Annotated in this window: 24 protein-coding genes; 12 read left to right on the top strand and 12 right to left on the bottom strand. The window is 65.7% G+C overall.

The window, feature by feature from the left end; all coding sequences use genetic code 11:
* Nucleotides 1-317 precede the first annotated feature (317 nt).
* Nucleotides 318-1571, top strand: a complete 1254-nt coding sequence (locus DNK59_RS16060) for an MFS transporter (protein WP_110723831.1) — start codon at nt 318-320, stop codon at nt 1569-1571.
* A gap of 215 nt (nt 1572-1786) precedes the next feature.
* Complete coding sequence (locus DNK59_RS16055) at nt 1787-2569, top strand: DeoR/GlpR family DNA-binding transcription regulator (protein ID WP_110723830.1); 783 nt, start codon at nt 1787-1789, stop codon at nt 2567-2569.
* Between the two features lie 106 nt (nt 2570-2675).
* On the opposite strand, the gene DNK59_RS16050 is transcribed toward DNK59_RS16055, so the two are convergent.
* From DNK59_RS16050 to DNK59_RS16035, 4 genes are all read right to left on the bottom strand, one after another.
* A complete protein-coding gene (locus tag DNK59_RS16050; protein ID WP_110723829.1) occupies nt 2676-4004 on the bottom strand; it encodes an MFS transporter in 1329 nt (442 codons plus the stop codon).
* A gap of 120 nt (nt 4005-4124) precedes the next feature.
* Nucleotides 4125-5318 carry an L-2-hydroxyglutarate oxidase gene (lhgO, locus tag DNK59_RS16045; protein WP_092315655.1) on the bottom strand — a complete coding sequence of 398 codons (1194 nt, stop codon included), beginning with the start codon at nt 5316-5318 and terminating at the stop codon, nt 4125-4127.
* 115 nt (nt 5319-5433) lie between these two features.
* Nucleotides 5434-6144 (bottom strand): FadR/GntR family transcriptional regulator, encoded by a 711-nt coding sequence (locus DNK59_RS16040; protein WP_047303688.1) that lies wholly within the window; start codon nt 6142-6144, stop codon nt 5434-5436.
* A 109-nt stretch (nt 6145-6253) separates the two neighbouring features.
* A complete protein-coding gene (locus DNK59_RS16035) occupies nt 6254-6781 on the bottom strand; it encodes a GNAT family N-acetyltransferase (RefSeq protein WP_110723828.1) in 528 nt (175 codons plus the stop codon).
* Between the two features lie 124 nt (nt 6782-6905).
* Here DNK59_RS16035 and DNK59_RS16030 point away from each other — a divergent pair, with 124 nt between their 5' ends.
* The gene (locus DNK59_RS16030) at nt 6906-7787 is read left to right on the top strand and encodes a LysR family transcriptional regulator (RefSeq protein ID WP_110723827.1); all 882 of its coding nucleotides are present in this window, start codon (nt 6906-6908) and stop codon (nt 7785-7787) included.
* A gap of 11 nt (nt 7788-7798) precedes the next feature.
* Here DNK59_RS16030 and DNK59_RS16025 read toward each other — a convergent pair whose 3' ends face one another.
* Together DNK59_RS16025 and DNK59_RS16020 are read right to left on the bottom strand one after the other, a co-directional pair.
* The gene (locus DNK59_RS16025) at nt 7799-8413 is read right to left on the bottom strand and encodes a LysE family translocator (protein ID WP_110723826.1); all 615 of its coding nucleotides are present in this window, start codon (nt 8411-8413) and stop codon (nt 7799-7801) included.
* 103 nt (nt 8414-8516) lie between these two features.
* The gene (locus DNK59_RS16020) at nt 8517-9386 is read right to left on the bottom strand and encodes a LysR family transcriptional regulator (protein WP_110723825.1); all 870 of its coding nucleotides are present in this window, start codon (nt 9384-9386) and stop codon (nt 8517-8519) included.
* Nucleotides 9387-9522: 136 nt separating this feature from the next.
* Here DNK59_RS16020 and DNK59_RS16015 point away from each other — a divergent pair, with 136 nt between their 5' ends.
* The 5 genes from DNK59_RS16015 (at nt 9523) to DNK59_RS15995 (ending at nt 14440) form a co-directional block, all read left to right on the top strand.
* Nucleotides 9523-10581, top strand: coding sequence for an agmatine/peptidylarginine deiminase (locus tag DNK59_RS16015; protein ID WP_110723824.1), 1059 nt, complete (start codon nt 9523-9525; stop codon nt 10579-10581).
* Nucleotides 10578-11486 carry an N-carbamoylputrescine amidase gene (gene aguB / locus DNK59_RS16010; protein ID WP_092315643.1) on the top strand — a complete coding sequence of 303 codons (909 nt, stop codon included), beginning with the start codon at nt 10578-10580 and terminating at the stop codon, nt 11484-11486. Before DNK59_RS16015 ends, aguB begins: the two co-directional genes overlap by 4 nt.
* 1 nt (nt 11487) lies before the next feature.
* A complete protein-coding gene (locus tag DNK59_RS16005) occupies nt 11488-12609 on the top strand; it encodes an extracellular solute-binding protein (protein ID WP_110723823.1) in 1122 nt (373 codons plus the stop codon).
* A 124-nt stretch (nt 12610-12733) separates the two neighbouring features.
* The gene (locus DNK59_RS16000; RefSeq protein WP_110723822.1) at nt 12734-13852 is read left to right on the top strand and encodes an agmatine/peptidylarginine deiminase; all 1119 of its coding nucleotides are present in this window, start codon (nt 12734-12736) and stop codon (nt 13850-13852) included.
* Between the two features lie 129 nt (nt 13853-13981).
* The gene (locus tag DNK59_RS15995) at nt 13982-14440 is read left to right on the top strand and encodes a GNAT family N-acetyltransferase (protein ID WP_110723821.1); all 459 of its coding nucleotides are present in this window, start codon (nt 13982-13984) and stop codon (nt 14438-14440) included.
* Nucleotides 14441-14601: 161 nt separating this feature from the next.
* On the opposite strand, the gene DNK59_RS15990 is transcribed toward DNK59_RS15995, so the two are convergent.
* From DNK59_RS15990 to DNK59_RS15985, 3 genes are all read right to left on the bottom strand, one after another.
* Nucleotides 14602-15543 (bottom strand): class I SAM-dependent methyltransferase, encoded by a 942-nt coding sequence (locus DNK59_RS15990; RefSeq protein ID WP_110723820.1) that lies wholly within the window; start codon nt 15541-15543, stop codon nt 14602-14604.
* An 82-nt stretch (nt 15544-15625) separates the two neighbouring features.
* Nucleotides 15626-15748 carry a hypothetical protein gene (locus tag DNK59_RS32120; protein ID WP_256596410.1) on the bottom strand — a complete coding sequence of 41 codons (123 nt, stop codon included), beginning with the start codon at nt 15746-15748 and terminating at the stop codon, nt 15626-15628.
* Nucleotides 15749-15831: 83 nt separating this feature from the next.
* Nucleotides 15832-16767 (bottom strand): ankyrin repeat domain-containing protein, encoded by a 936-nt coding sequence (locus tag DNK59_RS15985; RefSeq protein ID WP_110723819.1) that lies wholly within the window; start codon nt 16765-16767, stop codon nt 15832-15834.
* Between the two features lie 294 nt (nt 16768-17061).
* Here DNK59_RS15985 and DNK59_RS15980 point away from each other — a divergent pair, with 294 nt between their 5' ends.
* Nucleotides 17062-18417, top strand: a complete 1356-nt coding sequence (locus tag DNK59_RS15980; protein WP_110723818.1) for an MATE family efflux transporter — start codon at nt 17062-17064, stop codon at nt 18415-18417.
* Between the two features lie 12 nt (nt 18418-18429).
* On the opposite strand, the gene DNK59_RS15975 is transcribed toward DNK59_RS15980, so the two are convergent.
* Nucleotides 18430-18750: a DUF2834 domain-containing protein gene (locus tag DNK59_RS15975; protein ID WP_092315631.1), complete on the bottom strand. Its 321-nt coding sequence runs from the start codon at nt 18748-18750 to the stop codon at nt 18430-18432.
* A gap of 26 nt (nt 18751-18776) precedes the next feature.
* On the bottom strand, nt 18777-19166 hold the full coding sequence (locus DNK59_RS15970) for a DUF6713 family protein (RefSeq protein WP_110723817.1): 390 nt from the start codon (nt 19164-19166) through the stop codon (nt 18777-18779).
* Between the two features lie 148 nt (nt 19167-19314).
* Between DNK59_RS15970 and DNK59_RS32115 the strand changes: the two genes are divergently transcribed.
* Nucleotides 19315-19491 carry a hypothetical protein gene (locus DNK59_RS32115; protein ID WP_256596407.1) on the top strand — a complete coding sequence of 59 codons (177 nt, stop codon included), beginning with the start codon at nt 19315-19317 and terminating at the stop codon, nt 19489-19491.
* Nucleotides 19492-19540: 49 nt separating this feature from the next.
* Nucleotides 19541-20386 (top strand): helix-turn-helix domain-containing protein, encoded by an 846-nt coding sequence (locus tag DNK59_RS15960; protein WP_110723816.1) that lies wholly within the window; start codon nt 19541-19543, stop codon nt 20384-20386.
* A 14-nt stretch (nt 20387-20400) separates the two neighbouring features.
* On the opposite strand, the gene DNK59_RS15955 is transcribed toward DNK59_RS15960, so the two are convergent.
* The gene (locus DNK59_RS15955) at nt 20401-20775 is read right to left on the bottom strand and encodes a DUF2784 domain-containing protein (RefSeq protein WP_092315625.1); all 375 of its coding nucleotides are present in this window, start codon (nt 20773-20775) and stop codon (nt 20401-20403) included.
* Between the two features lie 207 nt (nt 20776-20982).
* On the opposite strand from DNK59_RS15955, the gene DNK59_RS15950 reads away from it, so the two are divergent.
* Nucleotides 20983-21771: hypothetical protein (locus DNK59_RS15950; RefSeq protein WP_256596404.1), on the top strand; the 789-nt coding region annotated here is incomplete at its 3' end.

Raw genomic sequence — 21771 nt, 5'->3', positions numbered from 1 at the left:
GGGCGGGCCGGGTTCGGCTGGTCTGCATCCTTGGCGTCGGACATTTTTCTTGAACGCGCCTAACAGCTTGTCGCGCAAAGCATTTCACCTGACAGAAGGCGGGTTCGGCAGCTTTCTCAACGACCTGCCGCGAAAGATGGTCACGATTTTGCATTTACATGTATATACAGAAGTGCACTAGTCATGGCGCGGGGCGTCGCGGTCCAAGTGCATGGCATTGGGAGCGGGGCGCCAGTGTCGAGCGCGTCCACGCCGCCACCCTGAGCCGGCCTTAGTCGCAGCCGGGTTCCTGCAACCGGATCAGAAAGGAGGCAGAGATGAAAACCAAGGTATTCCCGGGCTGGTATCTGGTGTTTGCGGCGCACGTCTTGCTGGCGCTGATCTTTGGTGCGGCCTATTCCTTCGGGGCCTTTTTCTCTCACCTGCAGGCCAACTTCGATGCCGGGCGGTTTTCCGTGGCTTCGGTGTTTTCCCTCACCGCGTTCATCTACTACGCCATTGGCGTGGTTTCAGGTTCGCTGGCTGATCGTTTTTCCACACGGGCAGTGGTGAGCGCAGGGGTCATGCTGCTGGCCCTGGGCTTTTTCGTCAGTAGCAAGGCCTCAGGGTCGTTGCAGCTGTTTATCGCTTCCTTCTGTTCGTTGGTCGGTTTGGGCGTCGGCCTGGTCTATGTGCCCACGGTCACTGCGGTCCAGCGCTGGTTTGTCCGGAACCGCAGCCAGGCCTCGGGGATCGCTCTTGCGGGAACCGGCGTGGGGACCTTTATCGGGCCACTGGCGGCCGGCCTGTTGATGCAGCATTTCTCCTGGGAAACCACCATGCGCCTCTTTGCGCTGGTGATCCTGGTGAGCGGACTGTGGGTGGCGATGCTGGTCAGAGGCCAACCGCAGGAACTCGGCCTGCTTCCCGATGGTGATCAACCAAGTGCTAGTTCGGCGGGGCCGCAAACCAGCCAGCAGGGCGGGATGCGCCTAGCCGAAGCCCTCGCAAGCGCGCGGTTCTGGTGGTACTTCGGGGCGATCTTCTGCGGTTCGGTGGGGCTGTTCATCGCCTTGGTGCACATCAATCCCTATGCCCAGCAATTCGCCATCTCCACCACCCAGGCCAACCTGCTGATCGGCTTGATCGGCGCGGGCAACGTGGCCGGCCGGCTTTTTCTCGGCACCCTCGGCGACCGCCTGGGCGCGCGCCGCCTGCTGTTGCTACTGACCGGCGCTCTGGTCGCTCTCAACCTGTTCTGGGTCGGTGCCCAGGGTTTCGTGACGCTTGCGCTGTTTGCCGTGCTCTTTGGCGTGGCGAATGGCGGATGCATTGCGCTCTACCCCTCGGTTGCCGCCACCTGGTTTGGCACCAGGCACCTGGGGGCGATCCTGGGTGCGCTGTACGTCTCGGTAGGTATTGCCGCGCTGGTGGGCGGCAGCCTGGGGGGGCTGCTGTTCGACCTGTATCAGGGGTATGCCGCGTCGATCCTGCTGGGGGCGGCCTGTGCGTTGCTGTCGGTGGTCCTGATCCTGATTGCCGGTCGCCAGGGTGTGCAGTTGCCCGCAGCGGCCGCCTCGTCGCGCTCCTGAGCCTGCAGCGCGGTCCCTGGCGCGCGCCAGTCGGTCTTCGGCATCGTTGTCCAGGCCGCGGATGAGCTGCTGGCAATGCTTCTTGGCAGTGCCTGCCTGTTGACCAAGCACAGGCTGAGCTGCCCGGCGAGAGCCCGCGCCAAAGCGCTGGGCAAGCTTGTTTTTGCCCCATGGCCTGGTTAATCTCGCACAAACCTGCAAGATCGGGCATAAACATGCAAAACCAGCACCCGGCAGCCGAGCTGCCATCCCTGCGTCGGCAAAAGATCCTCCTGCTCCTGGAACGTGACGGCAAGGTCATGGCCGCCGAGCTGAGCCGGCACTTCGCGGTGTCCGAAGACACCATCCGCCGCGACCTCGCCGAACTGGATGCTGCCGGGCTGGTGCAGCGGGTCCACGGCGGCGCGCTGCCAAGGCCCAAGGACAGCGGCAAGGACTATTTCACCCGGGTGGGTGAAGTCAACGAGGCGAAACTGCGTCTGGCGCAATATGCCGTGCAATGGGTGCAGGACGGCCAGACGGTGCTGTTCGACTCCGGTTCCACCACCTTGCATATCGCCCAGTCCCTGCCGGCCGACATCCGCCTGACCGCGGTCACCGCCGCGCCGATGATTGCCGTGGCCCTGGCCGAATACCCCGGGATCAAGGTGATTCTGGTGGGCGGCCAGCTCAATCCGGCCACCCTGTCCGCCAGTGGCCATGAAGCACTGCGGATGATCCAGGGGATCAAGGCCGACCTTATGTTCACCGGGGTCTGTGCGATTCACCCGGAGATCGGCCTCAGCTCCCTGCATTTTGATGAGGTGCCGATCAAGCAGGCGATGTTCGACAGTGCCGCCGAGGTGATTGCCGTGACCACCGCCGACAAGCTCGGCGCCATGGAGCCCTTTGTGGTGGTGCCGTGCCAGCGCTTGCGGCGACTGGTCACCGAGCATGAAGTGCCTGAGGCGGATATCCAGGGCTATCGGCAGTTGGGGATCGAGGTGCTGCTGGCCTGAGGAGGATGGCCGCATCAGGTTGGTGCGCTGGCCTCATCGAATGTGACGGCAACTCTGGCGGGGCTCCACAGGCCGCCAGCGGCGCTGTGGAGGGTTCAACACCGCGTCAGTTCTTGAACGCCGAGTGCTTGTGGCCCTGGTCGCACAGGGCGAACACCACCACCAGCACGGCGGCGACCGCGAGGATGATCACCACGCCGTCGGTGGAGTGAGTGGCCGAGGCGGTGACCAGGGACAGAGCCCCCAGCGGCGCCAGGCCGCCGGCAATCGCGGTGCCGATTTCGCGCCCGGTGCCAAAGCCCGAGGAGCGGGTGGCGGTAGGGAACTGGCGGCTGAGGAACGAGCCTTGTGGCGCGAACATCATCGGCGCCAGGATGCCGGTGCCGACGCCGATGGCGATGTAGATCATCAGGCTTTCACCGGTGTTGAGCAGGGCCAGGAACGGGTAGGCGAACAGCACCGAGAACACCCCGCCGAGGATCAGTACGGTTTTGCTGCTCCACTTGTCGCACAGCCAGCCGAAGAACGGTACGGCGACGATGGCGATCAGGCTGGCGATGGTCACCGACAGCGAAGTGACGTGCACATCGACGTTCTTGTACTGGGTCAGGTAGGCCAGGGAGAAGGTCTTGAAGATGTAGCTCAGGGCGTTGTAGCCAATGGCGACGAAGAACACCACGGCCAGGCCCTTGAGGTCGTTCTTGAACAGTGCCTTGAGCGGCGAGACCTTGGCTTTCTGACTCTCTTTGCTCAGCTCCTTGAACTCCGGGGTTTCCGGAATGCTGTTGCGCACCCACAGGCCGACCGCCACCAGGACGATGCTGCAGACGAACGGAATGCGCCACCCGCCGGCCAGCAGGAACTCGTTGCCGTTGATGGTCAGCAGGTAGATGGTCAGCGACGACAGCAAAAGGCCCAGGTTCAGCCCCAGTGCCGGCCAGGCGCCCTGGCTGCCGCGCTTGCCTTCGCTGGCGTGTTCGTAGGAGGTGACCGCCGCGCCGGACAGTTCGGCACCGGCGCCCAGGCCCTGGATGATGCGGATCGCCACCAGCAGGATCGGCGCCCAGATGCCGATCGAGGCGTAGCTGGGGATCAGGCCGATCAGCGCGGTGCATACGCCCATCAGGCAGAAGGTCAGCACCAGCACCTGCTTGCGGCCGAACGTGTCGCCCAGGTAGCCGAACAGGATGCCGCCGAAGGGCCGGGCAATGAAACCGATGGCAAAGGTCGAGAAGGCCATCAGCGTGGCGTTTTTCGGGTTGCTGTTATCGAAGAAGATCTTCGAGAAGACGATGGCCGCCATGGTGGCGTAGAGGTAGAAGTCGTACCACTCCAGCATTGAGCCGAAGATGGTGGCCGCCGCGACCTTGCGCAGGCGTTTCTGGGTTTGTTGTGGGGTTTGCGCTGCAGTACTGCTGGTTTCAACTGCGGTCATTTCCGTACTTCCTCATGAATCATTGTATTTATTGTCGAGTTGACGCGAGTCGTGCTCGGCGCGCCCAAAAGGGCATGTCGAGGTAAATCCGGGCGGCACAAGGCGTGCCGCGCCTGTGTTTCAGTCGGCCTGGAAAATCTTGTCGGCGATCATCGAGCCAATGGGAATCGCCGAGGTGGCGGCGGGCGAGGGCGCGTTGCACACGTGCAACATGCGCGGGGTCTGGGCGAACAGGAAATCGTGCACCAGGCTGCCGTCACGCATCACCGCCTGGGCGCGAATGCCTGCCTCATAGGGCAGCAGGTCCTCGATCTGCAGGGACGGGCAGTACTTGCGGCACTGCTCCAGGTAGCCGGACTTGAACAGCGAGTTCTTCATCTCGGTGGTGCCGGAGCCCAGGTTCTGCCAGATGGTTTTCCAGAACCCGGGGAAGCTGGCGTACTGCGCCACGTCGCGCCAGTTGATGGAGAACTTGCGGTAGTTCTCCCGGCCCAGGCCCAGTACCGCGTTGGGGCCGACGGTGACGCTGCCGTCGATCATGCGGGTCAGGTGCACGCCGAGGAACGGCAGCTCCGGGTCGGGGATCGGGTAGATCAGGTGATTGACGATGTTGTTCTTCGCCGCCGGCAGACGGAAGTACTCGCCACGGAAGGGGATGATCTGGTGGTCGATCTTCACCCCGGCCATCACCGCCAGGCGGTCCGATTGCAGGCCGGCGCAGGCCACCAGTTTCTTCGCCCGCCAGCTGCCGCCATGGCTGCTGACCGTGACGCTGTCGGCGCTTTCCTGGATGGCGGTGACGGTCTGGCTGAGGCAGATCTCGCCGCCCTCGCGGCGGATCACCCGGGCCATGGTTTCGCAGACTTCGCGGTAGTCGACGATGCCGGTGGCGTCGAGGAACAGCCCGCCGAGGCCGACGATGTTCGGTTCGCGCTGGCGCAGTTGCTCGGCATCCAGGCGCTCGACCTTCAGGCCGTTCTGTTGCGAGCGCTGGTACAAGGCCTCCATGCGTTCCATTTCCAAGGCATTGGACGCCACCAGCACCTTGCCGCAGACCTCGAACTTGATCCCGTGTTCGCGGCAGAACTGCTTGGTGGCCTCGGCCCCGCGCTTGCACAGGTCGGCCTTGAGGCTGCCCGGCGCGTAGTAGATGCCGGCGTGGATCACCCCGCTGTTGTGCCCGGTCTGGTGCCTGGCCAGGACGTTTTCCTTTTCCAGGATCACCAGCGAAGCGCCGGGCTGGCGCTTGAGGATCTCCATCGCCGTGGCCAGGCCGACGATGCCGCCGCCGATGATGCAAAAGTCGTAAGTCATTGTTCTTGGATACCTTGGCTCTGATCTGTTTAGGTCTGGTTATCAGGTTGTCAGACTAACTAATCCGACAAAATCCCGCGCTGCAGCGCTTGAAGCCTCAAGCGTGCCGCTGTGCTTAATCGATAGTGGGCAGCTCCAGGCCCAGGCGCTTGGCCGCGGCGCGCAAGTGGGCATCGGCGCAGCCGGCCGCGGCCTGGCGGTCGCCGGCGGCAATCGCCTGGTACAGCGCCTGGTGTTCCTGGGTGGCATCGGCGGAACCGCCGACCATGCGCAGCGCCGAGTTCTCCCAGGCGGCCTTGCGGGCACTGGTTAGCTGGCTGCGCAGAAAATCATGGAAGGCCACGAAATAGTCGTTCTTGCTGGCCTCGGCGATGGCCCGGTGAAACTCCACGTCGGCCAGCCCCGCGGCTTCGAAATCACTGCGCTTGTCGTGCATTTCCTGCAGGGCCTGCTGCATCCGTTGCAGGTCGGCGGCGTCACGGCGCTGGGCGGCGATCGACGCCGCCTGGGTTTCGATCCACAAGCGCATCTCGAACATCTGCGCCAGGTCCGGCAAGCGCCCGTTGCCCTGGGGAAAACGGAACACGGTGCCAGCCGGGGTCTTGGAAATATACGAACCCAGGCCCCGCCGGGCGATCAGCACACCGTCGGCCTTGAGCTGGGCGATGGCTTCGCGAATCACCGAGCGGCTGACGTTCAACTGCTCGGCCAGTTGCTGCTCGGTCGGCAGGCGTGATTCGGGGGCCAAGCGGCCGGAATCGATCTCGCTGCGGATCGCATTGACCACGCGGACAACGAGGGAGTCAGGTCGCTGGAGTTCGAGCATGGGAAGGAAAAACCGTGGCAGTCAGGTTGTCAGACAATAGCCGTTGAGATTTTTTGCTGTCAAGAAAAAACCACGGTGCAAGGGTGGTGCCGTCGTGGCCAATCCGGGTTCAGGCCGTCAGGTGGCAGCTGAAAATCAGGTCGTCGAAGTCTTCGCCGCCCTGGCGGAAGGCCCGCTCGTCGCGGCGCAGGAAGACGAAACCGCACTTTTCCAGGACCTGGCAGGAGGCGGCATTGCCGTCGGTGACGGTGGCCACCAGGCGCTTGATGCCCAGGTGCTGGCGGGCGTGTTCCATCAGCCCGCGCAGCGACTCCGCGGCCACGCCCCGGCCTTGGTGATGGCGGGCCAGGAGGTAGCCGACCTCGGCTTCGGCGGCGTCTCGGTCGCTGATTCGCAGGCCGGTGAGGCCCAGGTCCTCGCCGCTCTGGCGGTCGCGGATCACCAGGCACAGCCAGTGTGTCGAGTCGAAGTCCCAGCGCGGCAGGCGCGAGGTGAAGCGTTCCTCGATCTGGTCACGGGACAGCGGGTCGCAGACATAGCGCAGGTTGTCCGGGTCGCTGTGCAGGCTCAGAAACAGCTCCCAGTCATGGGCGCTCAAGGGGCGCAGGTGCAGGCGGGTGGTGTGCAGTTCCAGCATGAGAGGTCCCTGATCCATGGGCAGTAAAGATCTGGCGTACTTTAACGGAGAAAAGTCTGAACGCCGTCCCGGCAATATCGCATAAGATCCCGGGCCAGGGTTTTCAGGGACAGGGCAGGTAAAGGTGAACTGGGACGATCTGCGGTTTTTCATCGCTGTGGCCAATGCCAGCAACATCACCGACGCCGGGCAGGCGCTGAAGGTGTCCGCGTCGACGGTTTCACGCAAGATCCTGGTGCTGGAGCAGGCCTTGAACGTGCTGTTGTTCATGAAGACCACCCAGGGCTATTTCCTCACCGAGGCCGGCCAGGCCTTGTTGCCCATGGCCCTGGAGGCGCAAGAGCGTTTCCAGCTGATGGCACGGCAGATGTCCCAGCCCGGTGCGCGCATGGCGGGCGTGGTGCGCATTGACTGCCCGGAGCTGATGGGCAGCCACCTGATCATTCCCGCGCTGGCGCAGTTTCGCCTGCAGCACCCGCAGATCAGCTTCGATTTCGTCAATGCCGCGCGCTCGGTCAAGCTCACTCAGAGCCACAGTGATCTGCTGCTGCGCCTGCAGCGGCCGGAGGCCGGAAACTTCACCCTGCGTCGGGTTGGCGAGCTGACCCAGGCCCTGTTCTGTTCCCCAGGTTATGCCTCGGCCCAGGGTTGCCCCGAGCAACCGGCGGACCTGGGCCAGCATTCGCTGATTGGCTGGAACCAGACACTGGAGCACCTGCCCCTGGCTCGCTGGCTGGACCAGCTCAGCGGCGGCCAGCCGCTGTGGATGCGCACCGGCAACCTGGAAGCGCAGCTCAAGGCGGTGCAGGCGGGGCTGGGGATCGCCGCCTTGCCGGTCTATATTGCCGAGCCTTTGGGCCTGCTCCGGGTGTTGCCCCAGACCCCGGTTCACCGTGCCGATATCTGGCTGTTGCGCAACCAGGCGACCCAGGGTCAGGAGCGGGTCGACCGGGTGGTGGCGTTTCTCTGTGAGCTGCTGGCGCGTCACGGGCTGCAGGGCGGGTGAGGGGGGGCGAGCTAGGCGCCGCGCAGGAAGATCCACACGGCCACCGCCATCAACAGCAAGCCGAACAGGGCGTTCTGCGCCACCAGCAACCCCGGTCGGTCGCGCATCAACACCTGCAGGCTGGAGCCCAGGCCGGCCCAGAGCAGGTGGCCGAACAGATTGACCGCGATCAGTGCGGCGCTGAGCACCAGCACCACGGCGCTGCCGGCGTCGGTGCCGGGGCTGAAGGTCGAGAACATCACCAGCAACATCACCAGGCCCTGCACATTGCCCAATTGCAGCAGCACGCCATCGCGAAAGCCCAGGGGCGCGTCCGGCACGGCGGACAAGCCCCGCGAGCGCAGCAACAGGCGCAGGCCGCGCCAGAAAATGTACAGGCTGCCGGCCAGCCGCAGGCCCCAGAGCCATTGCGGTTGCGCCGCCAGGTTGTGATACAGCCCCAGCCCCACCAGCAGGGCCAGCAGCCAGTAAGTCACATCGAGGCCGAGGATGAAGCGCAGCGAGCGGCGCACGCCGCTGCGGGCGCCGGAGCTGGCCACCATCAGGTTGCCGGGCCCGGCGCTCAGGGCCATGGGCAGCATGGTGGACAGCCACAACGGCCAGTTGATGTCGTGGGTCGGGGGCACGGGCGGCTCCTGGAAGGCGATGCGGATTGCACCGGCGCCAGCTTAAGGCGCCGCCTTGCGCGGGGTTACCACCAGGAATGGAAAACGGTTTTGCGCCCGCCGCTCATGGCTCGGCCGGGACTTGCAAGGCGCCCAGCAACCACTCGCAGAAGCTGCGGGTCAGCGGGCTGCCTTCGCTGTCGCGGTGAATCAGCCAGGCCCAGGTCGGGCCGCGCACGCTCTGTTCACACAACGGGGCCAGCAAGCCCTGGGCCCGGGCCTGCTGGGTCAGCAACTGGCTGACCAGGGCAATGCCGTGGCCCGCGCAGGCGGCGTCCAGCAACAGGCCCGGGTCGGAGAAGTTCAGGCCGTTGTTGCGCTGGCCAATGTCCGCGCCGCCTTCCACCAGCCAATGGCTCCAGTCCATCTCCCGTTCGCCATGCAAGGTGGTGCGCAGCGCTTCGGGCTGCTCCAGCACGCTGGGGTGGCAGGCCGGGTACAGGCGATCGCTGTACAGCTCCAGGTAGCTGCATTCGGCCTGGGCGCTCAGGTCGTCGCGCAGGGTCAGGTCGATGGTCTGGGTGCTCATGTCTGGCGGCTCGAAGCTGGTGAACAGCCACAGGTCGACTTCCGGGTGCAGGCGATGGAACTCCCCCAGGCGCGGCAGCAGCCAGTGGCGGGCGAAGGCCGGGCTGGTGTTGACCACCAGTTGGTTGGGCTTGCGGTACTGCTCCAGGCGGCGGATGCCCACCGCCAGTTGCTGCAGCAGCGACTGGGTGGTGCTGCGCAGATCGTGGCCGGCGTCGGTCAGGGTCACGCTGCGCCCGCTGCGGTAGAACAGCGGTTGTTCGAGAAAGTTTTCCAGGCTGCGGATCTGCTGGCTGATGGCCGATTGCGTGAGGTGCAGTTCCTGCGCCGCCTGGTGAAAGCTGCCCAGGCGCGCGGCGGCTTCGAAGCCGCGCAGGGCATTCAGGGGAGGCCAGTGTTTCAACATGATTGATAAGTCCAGCTAATCAGAAATGGGCTAAATCTATCGTTTGTTGCGGTTTTTTCAAAGCCATAGCATGGGCGCCATGGTTCGGCCGGCTCGGTCGATTGATAACAAAACCTTACTTCAGAGGTGCAGCGCCATGCTTAGCAATGACAGTCAATACCCGGGTTGGAAGATGCCCGCCGAGTGGGTTGCCCACGCCGCGACCTGGATGGTCTGGCCGCACAACCAGGGGTTGTGGGAGTCGGTCTGGGGCGTGACCCTGGCCGAGGTGCAAGCGGATTTCGCCCGGGTGGCCAATGCCATTGCGCGCTTCGAACCGGTAAAGCTGGTGGTGGACCCCTCGGCCCTGGACAGCGCCCGGGCGCTGTGCACCGAGGCTGTGCATTTGCTGGTGCAGCCGGTGAACGACAGCTGGTGCCGCGACTCCGGCCCGACCTTCATCGGCCATCCGCAGCATGGGCTGGCCGGTGTCAGCTGGCGCTTCAACGCCTGGGGCGACAAATCGGCCCACGACCTGGACCGCAGCCTGGCCCGACGCCTGCTCGACGACCTGGGGCTGGACTGTTTCGGCACGCCCCTGGCCAATGAAGGCGGGGCCATCCATGTGGACGGCGAGGGCACCCTGATCACCACCGAATCGGTGCTGCTCAACCGCAATCGCAACCCGGGCCTGAGCAAGGCCGAGATCGAGGCGATCTTCCAGCGCCTGCTGGGGGTGCGCAAGACCATCTGGCTGCCCGGGGACCCGGACCATGTCACCGGCGACATGACGGATGGCCATGTCGACGGGATCTGCGCCTTTGCCCGCCCGGGTGTCTTGCTGGTGGACGCGACCCACGACCAGGGCTCGGCCTACGCCGAAGTGGTGCGCGAGAACCGCCGTGCGCTGGAGCTGGCCCGGGATGCCCAGGGCCGTCGTTTCGAGCTGATCGAGCTGTTCGAGGCCAGCGCCGCGGTGGACAGCCAGGCCGAGGTGTTCTGCGCCTCCTACACCAACTTCTACCTGGCCAATGGCGCGGTGATCATGCCGGCCTATGGCATCGCCGCCGACCAGGAAGCGGCCCAGGTGCTGGCCCGGGCCTTCCCCGGGCGGCAAGTGGTGCCGGTGCGGATCAACCACCTGGCCCATGGCGGCGGCGGTGTGCATTGCATCACCCAGCAGCAGCCGCGCTGGCCGCTGGAGGTGCAGGCATGAGCCGGTTGATCGTCGCCACCACCCAGATGCCCTGCACCTGGGACCTGCCCGGCAACCTGGAACGCGCCGAACAGCTGGTGCGCGAAGCAGCGGCCCGCGGCGCCCAGGTGATCCTGCTGCAGGAGCTGTTCGCTACCCCGTACTTCTGCATCGAGCAGCAGCACCAGCACCTGGCCCTGGCCGAGGAGTATGCCCAGAGCCGGGTGCTCCAGCGCTTCGCCGCCCTGGCCGGGGAGCTGGGGGTGGTTCTGCCCCTGAGCTGGTTCGAACGGGCCGGCACCGCCTATTTCAACTCCCTGAGCGTCGCCGATGCCGACGGCCGCCTGCTGGGGGTGTACCGCAAGACCCATATTCCCAACGCCGTGGGCTATCAGGAGAAGGAATACTTCAGCCCCGGCGACACCGGTTTCCGGGTCTGGGACACGGCCTTCGGCCGCCTGGGCATTGGCATCTGCTGGGACCAGTGGTTCCCCGAGACTGCCCGCTGCCTGGCCTTGCAGGGCGCCGAAGTGTTGCTGTTCCCCACCGCCATCGGCAGTGAACCGGGCAGTGCCGATCTGGACTCGCGGGATCACTGGCAGATGACCATGCGCGGGCATGCCGCGGCCAACCTGCTGCCGGTGGTGGCGGCCAACCGCGTCGGCCATGAAGTGGCTACCAGCGACCCGGCCCTGCACATGGATTTCTATGGCTCGTCGTTCATCTGCGACCACAAGGGCCGGCTCTTGGCCGAGGCCGACCGCGACAGCAGCGGGGTCCTGTTGCAGTCTCTGGATCTGGCCGCCATGGCCGAAGAGCGCCGCACCTGGGGCATCTTCCGCGACCGGCGGCCCGAGATGTACGGGCCGCTGCTGAGTCTTGACGGGCAACACCTTCATTCACGCTGGAACGGCCGGGAGGCATGACATGCGAATCATAGGCAAACGCTGGAAACGCCATTGCGCCAGCTGGCTGGCCCTGGCCCTGGTCGCGCTCCAGGCCCAGGCCGAACCCGAGGACCAGACCCTGCGCCTGTACAACTGGGCCGACTATTTCGCCGCAGACACCCTGGCGCGCTTCACCGCCGAAACCGGGATCAAGGTGATCTACGACGTGATGGAGGGCAGCGAGGTGCTGGAGGCCAAGCTGATGACCGGCGGCAGCGGCTACGACCTGATCTTCCCCGGCGATACCGTGGCCGAGCGCCTGATGCGTGCTGGCAGCCTGCAGCAACTGGACCCAAGCAAGCTGACCGGGCAGGACGACATCGAGCCCGGCCTCAAGCGCCTGCGGGCCCAGTACCCGCGCGCCAGCCAGGCCACGGTGCCCTATACCTGGGGCACCATCGGCCTGACCTACAACGCCCGGCAGATCGCCGAGCGCCTGCCCGATGCGCCGGTCAACAGCCTGGACCTGCTGTTCAAGCCGGAGCTGGCGGCGCGCTTTGCCGATTGCGGGATCTCGCTGATCGATTCGCCGGACGAAGTGCTGGCGGTGGCGCTCAACTACCTGGGACGCGATCCGCGCAGCGCCAGGCCCGAGGACCTGCAGGCGGCCAGCCAACTGCTGGGCAAGTTGCGGCCGTACATCCGCAAGTTCCAGTCGCAGCCGGTGACCGACCTGGTCAATGGCAACCTGTGCCTGTCCCTGGGCTACAGCGGCGACATGACCCAGGCCCAGCGCGCGGCCGATGCCGCGGGCAAGCAGGTCGAGTTCCAGTACCGCATTCCCCGTGAGGGCACCACGGTGTGGATGGACACCCTGGCGATCCCCAAGGATGCCCGGCACCCGGAATACGCCTATGCCTTCATCAACTTTGTCACGCGGCCAGAGAACATGGCGGCCATCAGCAACTTCACCGGCTACCCCACGGCCAATGCCAAGGCGCGGCCGGCGGTCGATCCGCAGATGCGCAACAACCCGGATATCTACCCGGATGACGCCACCTTCGAACGCCTGATTCCCGGCCGCGATATCCCCCAGGCCGACATGCGCGCGCGCATGCGCACCTGGACCCAGTTCAAGACCGCCACCGCCGCCCGCCACTGACCGCGCGCGATGCGGTTCGCCGGCCAGCCGGCCCCTACACTGCCACGTAGGAGCCGGCTTGCCGGCGAAGGCCCGCGCCACCCCGAATCTTTTCCAGCAACGCCTTCGACAAGAGAACCGCCCCATGCCCACCCGACGTCAACTGATCAAACAGGCCTCGCTGCTGGCCGGTGTCGCCGCCATGACCACCCTCGGCCTGGGACCGCGCAATGCCCGGGCCCGCGAGCAGGACAACGGTTACCTGCCCGATGAAGGCGAGCCCCAGCAGCGGGCCTTCATGGCCTTCGGTGCCCAGGACGCCATCTGGGAGGACTTCACCGGCGACGTGCAGCAAGCCCAGGGGCGCATTGCCCGGGCGATTGCCGCCTATCAACCCTTGACCTTGTTCTGCCGGGCGCAGGAGCGGGGCCTGGCGGAGCAACTCTGCGGCTCGCACAACATCACCTTTGTCAGCACCGAACTGGACGACATCTGGATGCGCGACATCGGCGCCAACTTCATCGTTGATGCGCAAGGTGGATTGGGCGCGGTGGATTTCAACTTCAATGGCTGGGGCAACAAACAGCGCCACGCCAAGGACGCCCGGCTGGCGCGGCAGATGGCCGACGCCGCCGGTGCCCGCTACTGGCGCAGCGAACTGGTGGGCGAGGGTGGCGGCATCGAGGTCGACGGGCGCGGCACCGGGATCATGACCGAAAGCAGCTGGATCAACGACAACCGCAATCCTGGCTGGAGCAAGGCCGAGGTCGAAGAGGAACTCAAGGCTTGCCTCGGCCTGCGCAAGATCATCTGGCTACCGGGGATCAAGGGCCACGACATCACCGACGCCCACGTCGACTTCTACGCGCGCTTCGTCAAACCGGGGGTGGTCGTGGCCAACCTGGACAACGATCCTGAATCCTACGACCACCAAGTGACCCTCAAGCACCTGGAGATCCTCCGTTCCGCCCGCGACGCCGATGGCCGCGCGCTGCAGGTGCACACCCTGTCGCCACCACTGAACCCGCGGCAGAACCGCTTCAGCCGCGACAACCCGGATTTCGCCGCCGGCTACATCAACTACTTCGTGATCAATGGCGCGGTGATCGCTCCACAGTTCGGCGACCGGGCAGCCGACGCCAAGGCCCACAGCCTGCTCGCCGGCCTGTACCCCGGGCGGCAGGTCATCGCGCTGGACATCGATGCGATCGCCGCAGGTGGCGGCGGGATTCATTGCGTGACCCATCAACTGCCCGAGGTTTGAGGCAGCCCATTAAGTGGTCTGGCGATGATCATTGAATTGGCCTGATACAGCCAGCCACTCTGGGGCTAACCTGCGCGCTCTTCAAAGACCGGGGCTGATCCCGGTGTGGATGATCAAGAGGAGCGCGCAATGAGCGATCAACAACCTGCGGTGACGGTACGGGCGATTCAGCCAGGGGATTACCAGCAATGGCTGCCGCTGTGGCTGGCCTATCAGGATTTCTATCAGGTGACGTTGAGCGAAGAGATCAGTCGCACCACGTTCCAGCGTTTCCTTGATGCCCAGGAACCGATGTATTCGGCGGTGGCGGTGCAGGGCGATGAAGTGATCGGCTTCGTCAACCTGGTGCTGCACCGTTCGACCTGGGCCGTCAGCGACTTCTGCTACCTGGAAGACCTGTACGTGGCCCCATCGATTCGCGGCAGCGGAGCGGGGAAGCTGTTGATCGAGTGGGTGCAGGCGCAGGCCAGGGAACGGCGCTGCGGGCGCTTGTATTGGCACACCCAGGAAAGCAACGAGCGGGCGCAGCGGCTGTATGACTGGGTGGCGTACAAGCCGGGGGTTATCGAGTATCGGATGGAGTTGTAAGGCGGGAGTGGTGACTGCCCCCTGCACAAAGCCAAGCGCGTTTACGCGCTGTTCGTAGGAGCCGGCTTGCCGGCGAAGAGGCCCGCGAGGCATGCAGCGCTTGGGCGGACGTCTTCGCTGGCAAGCCAGCTCCTACGCAGGGGCATGCGCCCAATCCAACCCTAATCCCCCTGCCGAAACACCAAAGCCTTCAACCCACACTGCGGATCGGCATCCGGAAACTCCGGCGGATTCTCCAAGCGCTGTTCAAAGCGCAGCCCCGGCGCCTCCTGCGTCACCCCTTGCAAAAGAAAGTCCACGCTGAACGCCGGGTCATTCATGCACGCCAATACGCAGCCATTGGTCGTCAGCAGTTCCGGCAGGCGCCGCAGCACCCGCGCATAGTCCTTGCCGAGGACAAAACTGCCTTTCTGGAACGACGGCGGATCGATGATCACCAGGTCGTAAGGCCCGCCTTGCTTGACCTTGCTCCAGGACTTGAACAGGTCATGCCCGAGGAAACTTACCCGACTGGTGTCATGGCCATTGAGCCGGTGGTTGTCGCGGCCACGGCTCAGGGCCGCCCGGGACATGTCGAGGTTCACCACGCGTTCGGCACCGCCAGCGATCGCCGCCACGGAAAAACCGCAGGTGTAGGCAAACAGGTTCAGGATGTTCTTGCCCCGAGCGTTGGCCCGTACCCAGTTGCGTCCATAGCGCATGTCGAGAAACAGCCCGTTGTTCTGCTTGCTGCCCAGGTCCACCTGGTAGCGCAGGCCCTCCTCGGTGATGGTGCAGGAATCCACCGGCTGGCCCAGCAGCCACTCGCCATGGCTGTCGGGCAGGTAGCGGTGTTGCAGCATCAGGCTGCGGGCGCCACTGGCGGCCCACTGCGGGGTCGAGCCCAGGTCTGTCAGCAGTTGCCGCAAGGCGGCCAGTTGCTCGGCCTCGGGTTCCTTGAACAGCGACACCAGCAGAACGCCCTGCAACCAGTCCACGGTCAGTTGTTCCAGGCCCGGCCAGCAGCGGCCGCGGCCATGGAACAGGCGCCGGGTCTCGGTGGGCGCGGCGGCCAGGGCGGTCAGCAAGTGCTGGTTGAGGGTGGCAAGGGCGAGAGGTGTCATCAGCAGGGCCGGTCATTTTTCGGGGCGGCATTTAACCACGGGCGGGGCAGTATTCGCCAACCACGGGCCCGGCCCTTCGTGCTCAGTCGATGTCCTGCGGCTGGCCCGCGGCGCGCCAAATCGCCAGCCGCAGGATCAGCAACGCGGCCGTCCGGTCATGGTTGTGCCAGCGGTTTTCCACCCGGTAGACGGCGTTCGCAGGCAAAGCGGCTGTCGTCCCGGCCCTGGTAGCAGGCCAGGGCAAAGGTGTTGCCTTGGTCGTTGCAGTCCTGGTCACTGAGTTTTTCGTCAGAGGATGGCGCTGGCCCATTTCTGGGTACCGGCCAGGCGGCGTTTGACGCTGTCGATCCGCCATTGTCCGGCGACCCGCTTGAGCAGGAAGCGGTGCTCGTAGCACAGTGCCCGAACGGCCGGGTCGCGCATCAGCACTTGCGCCTGGGCGGGCTTGAGCCGTTCGCTGCCGAGCAGCTCATCGTCTGGTGAATAGGTCGTGGGAAAACCATAGGACGCGCGCGGATAGGCTCGTGGGCGCCGGGTGCAGAAACGTTCGATGAGCTGTTGCGGTTCGGCCCAGAAGCCGGCATCGAGCGCCTCATGGCCCGCCGCGTTGCCACGTTGTTCCCAGGCGGCCACGGCCAGGGTATAGGCGCGCACCTGGGTGACCGGGTCGACACTGCAGTCGCCTCCCTCCGGCGGCTCCGGCCAGGCCAGGCCAGGGGCTGGGGTGGAGGTCGGTGGTGCTCCGGCACCGGCTTGTTCGAGCAGTTGCATGACCCTGGCATGGAACCGCTCTTGGGCCAGGGACCAGGCGTTGCGCTGCTGAAAGTCCAGCGGCCGGGGATCGGCGCCAGCGTTCAGCAGCAAGGCCACCATCGCCTCGTGGCCGGCTTGGGCGGCGTGCATCAGGGCCGTGCGTCGCAGGTCGGGGGAGGCTTGTTCGAGCTCGGCGCCATGGGCAATCAGCAGCTCGGCACAGGCCAGGTCGCCATTGCTCGCGGCCCAGGCCAGCGAGCTGTAACCCAGGGCCTTGCACTGTTGCAGCACATTCGCGCCGCGCTCCAGCAGCAGTGCCACGGCGGCCGGGTGCCCGGCGATAGTAGCGGCCAGCAGGGCGGTGCGCCCGGTGCCCTTGTGCTGCCATTCAAGGTCCGCGCCAGCGTCCAGCAGGCGCTTGAGTGCAATGAGATCGCCACGTGCGGCAGCTTTTTCCAGGAGGTGGGACACGGTCGGGAATCCATTCGGTGAGGGTGGAACGGCGGCCAATGGTAACGCTGCAGGGCAGGGGCTGCACCCTGAGCGGGTACATGCCAGGGCACGCCTGGGCCGCCGAGCTGCTTGAAGGCAAGGTGCGCGGGCAGGTGGTAGTCGACGTCAACCGCTGATATAACCCTCAGGCCGCCGCACAGCCGGAATACCCCGGGCGGCCTTCTTCGCGGTACTGTCCATGACCGACGCGAGCTCCGCGCTGCAGGGGGCGTCGCGGCATTTTGTCGTCTTGATCCGAGGTTGCCTGTTCCCATGTCCATTCCCGCTCAGCGTCCACTCTGGCAGGTGTACCTGATCTTCCTCTTGCCCATGGTGCTGTCGAACTTCCTGCAGTCGTTTTCCGGCACCCTCAACGGCATCTACATCGGCCAGATGCTGGGGACCCAGGCGTTGGCCGCGGTGTCGGGGATGTTTCCCATCGTGTTCTTCTTCATTGCCCTAGTGATCGGCCTGGGGGCCGGCGCCTCGGTGCTGATCGGCCAGGCCTGGGGCGCTCGGGAGCTGGGCACGGTCAAGGCGGTGGCCGGCAGTAGCCTGTTGCTCGGGGCGTTGATCGGGTTGCTGGGGGCGGTGCTGGGCACGCTGTTTGCGCGGCCGGCCTTGCAGGGGTTGGGGACGCCCCTGGATGTGCTGGACGCCGCCGTGGGCTATGCCCGGGTGATGATGCTGATCATGCCGTTGCTGCTGGTGTTCGTGCTCTATACCCAGCTGCTGCGTGGCGTCAGCGATACCCTGTCGCCGCTGCTGGCGCTGATTGTCTCGACCCTGGCGGGCCTGCTCCTGACCCCGGCGCTGATTCGCGGCTGGCTGGGGTTGCCGCCGATGGGCATCCAGAGTGCGGCATTCGCCGGGCTGGCGGGCAATGTCCTGGCCATGGGCTTTCTGGTCTGGCGCCTTAGCGGCCGGGCGCACCCGCTGGCGCCGGACCGGGCGCTGTTCGCTGCAATGAAGCTGGACCGGGCGATCCTCGGCAAGGTGCTGCGCATCGGCTTGCCCACCGGGGTGCAGATGGTGGTGATCTCGCTGTCCGAGCTGGTGATCCTGGCCCTGGTCAATCGCCACGGCTCCCAGGCCACGGCGGCCTATGGCGCGGTGACCCAGATCGTCAACTATGTGCAGTTCCCGGCACTGTCGATCGCCATCACCGCCTCGATCCTCGGGGCCCAGGCCATCGGCGCCGGGCGCCTGGAACGCATCACCCCGATCCTGCGCACGGGGCTGGCGATCAACCTGTGCCTGACCGGAGCCCTGGTGCTGCTCGGCTACCTGATTTCCCATTGGCTGCTGGGGCTGTTCATCATTGATCCGGCGGCCCTGATGCAGGCCGAACACCTGCTGCACATCATGCTCTGGAGCATCCTGGTGTTCGGCTTCCAGGCGGTGGTGGGCGGCATCATGCGCGCCAGCGGTACGGTGCTGATGCCGGTGGCGATCTCGATTTTCTGCATCCTTGGGGTGCAGGTGCCGATGGCCTATCTGCTGGATGCGCACTTCGGCCTGCAAGGGGTGTGGATGGCGTTCCCGGTGGCCTACCTGAGCATGCTGGTGCTGCAGGTTGGCTACTTCAAGCTGGTCTGGCGGCACAAGCAGATCCAGCGGCTGATTTGAAACCGTCGCCGCTCAGGCGCGCTGCGGCGCGCCTCGGCCAAAGCCGTTGACCACCAGATAGAGCAACGGGCCGATGGACACGAAGACCGCCGTGAGCAGCAGGTAGGGCAGCACCGACCGCGCCGAACGGCCGCGGGCTCGGGCGTCTTGCAGCATCCACAGCCCCGCCAGCCATGCCATCAGGTACAGGTCGATGACCACCTGTGCGGTGTCCGGTTGCGCCAGCAGTTGCAGGCCAAATTGCAGCAGCGACTGCTCGGCCTGGAGCAGGGTGAACAGGGTGTAGGCACTGAAGGTCAGCAGGGCCATCAGGGCCAGGTAGGGACGGGACATGGCGGGTTCCTTGAGCGGGGAGGGGATCAGGCGCTGCATGTTGGGCGTTGCCGACCCAGGCCCGGCATCAGGTAGAGCAGGCCGGTGGCGCCGCAGGCGAAGATCAGCGTTTGCGACAGCAGCGAGTCGAAGAGGTACAGCGGGTGCTGCTGAAGGTTGTAGTGCAGCCCGGCGTGAACCACGGCAAAGGCCGCGAACAGCTGCCGGCTGGTGCGGCGTATGGCCTGGCGCGGGTGTCCGGCCAGCCACATCAGGGCGACGCACAGGGGCACATGCAGGGCAATGAACCACGGCGGGCCCAGCGTCGGATCGAGGTCGCGCAAGCCATACAGCAGGCGCCACTCGGCCTGGGCCACGGCGTCCAGTTCATGGCCGGCAAACAACGCCAGGCATAGGCGCCAGAGGATATTGCTCATCGTTAAACTCCTTGAACTACGCGGAGCGAACAGGCTAAGTGGCACCCCCTGGGCCACTCAATGACCTCTCAGGTCATAGACAGGCGTGGGGCACAAGCGCTCAGCTAGGCGGCGCAGGACGACAATCAGCTTCAAGGAATGAGTAGCAATGAGCGACCGGCAACAGCTTCCCCCGCCAGGTATCCCGCGGTTGATTCGTGAGGCTCGGCCCGACGATGTGCCGGCCCGGGGGTTGCTGGCCAAAGCCGGCTTTCAGCCCAGCGGGGTGGTCGAGAACCTGGACGAGGGCGACCCCGAACTGATCTTTTTCAAGCCTGTGCGCTGAGCGGCGCGCCAGCTCCTCCACCTACACCCCCAGAGGACGACAAAAACCGATGGTCGAGCCCCTTGAACGCGTTCCGGCACCAACGCTGTCGGTCGGTGCGCAGCTACGCCAGTTGCGGCGCCAGGCGCGCTTGAGCCAGTTGGACCTGGCGTTGCAGGCGGGCATGTCGCAGCGCCACTTGAGCTGTGTCGAGACGGGGCGGGCGCAGCCCAGCCCGGCGCTGCTGCACAGCGTGCTGAGTACCCTGGATACCCCCTTGGAAACACGTAACCGGGTGTATCTCGCCGCCGGCTACGCCCCCCGTTATGCCGCCTTGCCATTGCACGATCCGGGCCTGGAACCGGTGCGCGCGGCGCTGCTGCACCTGCTCCAGGCCAACAACCCGGCGCCGGCGATTGTCATCGACAGCGGCTGGCAGGTACTGGCCGCCAACCGCGCCACCGTCGCCTTGTTCGGGCTCTTGGGGCTGCCGCTGGCGGCGGTTGAGCAAGGATTCAATCTGTTGGCGAGCTTGCTGCTGCCCGGCGGTTTTGGCGATTGCCTGATCAACGCCGAGGAGATCCGTCAGGTGGCATGGCAGCGAGCGGCCCGGGAAGCGACGGAACAGCCAGGGCTGGCGGCACTGCTGGCGAGCCTGCCGTGCCCCGGCGAGTCAGCGGGTGGCGCCAGCCTGAACGCGCCGTTGCTGCTGACCCGGGTGCGCGGGCCTGCGGGCGAGCTGCGTTTTCTTTCCACCTTCACCACTTTCGGCATGCCCCAGGACATCACTGTGGCGTCATTGCGCATCGAGCATCTGATCCCCGCTGATCAGGCCACCTGGCAGGCGCTGACCCAGGCCTGCGAGGCCGAGCCGTCCCGGATCGCCAAGCCAGGGGCCGACGGGCCGCAGGGGTAATCAGGGCAGAGGCTTCAGGCGTGGCGAGTGCGGATCCAGCGCCGTGCCAGATAGCCGTAGACCGAAAGGTTGATCAGCAGCACCAGGCTGCCCAGCCACAGCTGGATGCCCGGGGTCAGGCCGGCGGGGTAGATCAGCGGGATCAGGTAGTGCTCGATGAACCCGGCGCCGTAGCCGTCCTGGCCGGCGGCGTGGCGCAGCAGGTTTTCCCAGCGGGTCAGTGGGCATTCCAGGTGCAGCACTTCCACCGCCACGCCCCAGGCCGCGGCGGGCAGGTGCAGCAGCATCAGCCGTGGGTGGCGCAGCACCAGCAGGCCGCCCAGTAGCACGAAGACGATGAATGTCAGGTGAAACAGCACCAGGCTGTCGGCGGCGATGCGGTAGAGCATGGGGGTTCCTTGTTCAGGGGCTGGTCCGTGGCGCGGGCAATATACCCGGGGCCAGCGGGCACGGGCAGTGGTTTCTTGCGGGCGCGGGAAACAGCCCGGTGCGCGGTGATGCTTTGGCCCGCGGCCGCGGCAGCGGCGCTACCTATACTGCTGGAACGTCGGGGCAGTCTGTTGGGCCCGATGCAGCTTCTGCGGGAGGGATCTGTCTTGCGGCCATCGATGCTCTGCTGTCGCCATTGGCTGCTGGCCGTGCTGCTGGTGTTCGCCGGCTGCGTCCACCGGGCCCCCGCGCCTGTCGCAGTGGCGCCGGTCAGCCCGGCCACTTGGCGTCAGGTCGACAACCAGTTGCTCGATGCTTCCCGCAGCGCCACGCGACAGGCCGAAGTCTACGCCCAGGGCTCCATGGAGCACTGGCGCACCCGGGTCTACCAGCAGACCGACGAGCAATTCATTCCCTGGTTCAGCGGTTACTGGACCCAGGAATGGCTGTCGCTGAAGGTCGGCTGGTATTCACTGAACAATCGGGGCGATGCCGGGCAGTCCTCCCGGCGTCTGGCCGAATACCTGCAGGAGCAGTATCAGGAGCGGGTGCTGGCGCCGGTGGCGCTGGAGATCGATGCCGACGAGATCGCCGGCGAGGCCATGGAGTTCTATGTGCAGTTGCTGCGCCAGCAACTGGTGCAGATCGGCAACCGCTACCAGCTGCCGGCGCCGCAGTTGGACCAGCACCTGGGGCAAGTCCAGGCCATCGACCTGGGGCCGGCCGCCGAACAGCGCGCCTCTTTGGCCCAACTGCTGCGGGTCGAGCCCATTGCCCGCTTGCCCGCCTACGGGCCGCTGTTGCAGCAGCTTCGTGGAGCAGCGGCGACCGAGCGGGACTCGCCGGCCCCCGGGGTGGCCCAGGTGGCGCAGGTGACCAGCGACAAACTCCAGGCCCAGTTCGCTACCCGCGGTGTCGCCGGTGCGGTGGCGGCGGCGACACCGCGGGTAGCGAAC

The organism is Pseudomonas sp. TKO26 (genome assembly GCF_003225665.1).
GTDB classification, from domain to species: domain Bacteria; phylum Pseudomonadota; class Gammaproteobacteria; order Pseudomonadales; family Pseudomonadaceae; genus Aquipseudomonas; species Aquipseudomonas saponiphila.
Note: the sequence above shows the minus strand (reverse complement) of the source record. Positions and strands in the feature narration are given on the sequence as shown.

Excerpts from the sequence above, each read along its gene's own strand:
- DNK59_RS16060 (WP_110723831.1), top strand. The coding sequence starts at position 318 with ATGAAAACCAAGGTATTCCCGGGCTGGTATCTGGTGTTTGCGGCGCAC.
- DNK59_RS16055 (WP_110723830.1), top strand. The coding sequence starts at position 1,787 with ATGCAAAACCAGCACCCGGCAGCCGAGCTGCCATCCCTGCGTCGGCAA.
- DNK59_RS16050 (WP_110723829.1), bottom strand. The coding sequence starts at position 4,004 with ATGACCGCAGTTGAAACCAGCAGTACTGCAGCGCAAACCCCACAACAA.
- lhgO (WP_092315655.1), bottom strand. The coding sequence starts at position 5,318 with ATGACTTACGACTTTTGCATCATCGGCGGCGGCATCGTCGGCCTGGCC.
- DNK59_RS16040 (WP_047303688.1), bottom strand. The coding sequence starts at position 6,144 with ATGCTCGAACTCCAGCGACCTGACTCCCTCGTTGTCCGCGTGGTCAAT.
- DNK59_RS16035 (WP_110723828.1), bottom strand. The coding sequence starts at position 6,781 with ATGCTGGAACTGCACACCACCCGCCTGCACCTGCGCCCCTTGAGCGCC.
- DNK59_RS16020 (WP_110723825.1), bottom strand. The coding sequence starts at position 9,386 with ATGTTGAAACACTGGCCTCCCCTGAATGCCCTGCGCGGCTTCGAAGCC.
- DNK59_RS16015 (WP_110723824.1), top strand. The coding sequence starts at position 9,523 with ATGCTTAGCAATGACAGTCAATACCCGGGTTGGAAGATGCCCGCCGAG.
- aguB (WP_092315643.1), top strand. The coding sequence starts at position 10,578 with ATGAGCCGGTTGATCGTCGCCACCACCCAGATGCCCTGCACCTGGGAC.
- DNK59_RS16005 (WP_110723823.1), top strand. The coding sequence starts at position 11,488 with ATGCGAATCATAGGCAAACGCTGGAAACGCCATTGCGCCAGCTGGCTG.
- DNK59_RS16000 (WP_110723822.1), top strand. The coding sequence starts at position 12,734 with ATGCCCACCCGACGTCAACTGATCAAACAGGCCTCGCTGCTGGCCGGT.
- DNK59_RS15995 (WP_110723821.1), top strand. The coding sequence starts at position 13,982 with ATGAGCGATCAACAACCTGCGGTGACGGTACGGGCGATTCAGCCAGGG.
- DNK59_RS15990 (WP_110723820.1), bottom strand. The coding sequence starts at position 15,543 with ATGACACCTCTCGCCCTTGCCACCCTCAACCAGCACTTGCTGACCGCC.
- DNK59_RS15980 (WP_110723818.1), top strand. The coding sequence starts at position 17,062 with ATGTCCATTCCCGCTCAGCGTCCACTCTGGCAGGTGTACCTGATCTTC.
- DNK59_RS15975 (WP_092315631.1), bottom strand. The coding sequence starts at position 18,750 with ATGTCCCGTCCCTACCTGGCCCTGATGGCCCTGCTGACCTTCAGTGCC.
- DNK59_RS15970 (WP_110723817.1), bottom strand. The coding sequence starts at position 19,166 with ATGAGCAATATCCTCTGGCGCCTATGCCTGGCGTTGTTTGCCGGCCAT.
- DNK59_RS32115 (WP_256596407.1), top strand. The coding sequence starts at position 19,315 with ATGAGCGACCGGCAACAGCTTCCCCCGCCAGGTATCCCGCGGTTGATT.
- DNK59_RS15960 (WP_110723816.1), top strand. The coding sequence starts at position 19,541 with ATGGTCGAGCCCCTTGAACGCGTTCCGGCACCAACGCTGTCGGTCGGT.
- DNK59_RS15955 (WP_092315625.1), bottom strand. The coding sequence starts at position 20,775 with ATGCTCTACCGCATCGCCGCCGACAGCCTGGTGCTGTTTCACCTGACA.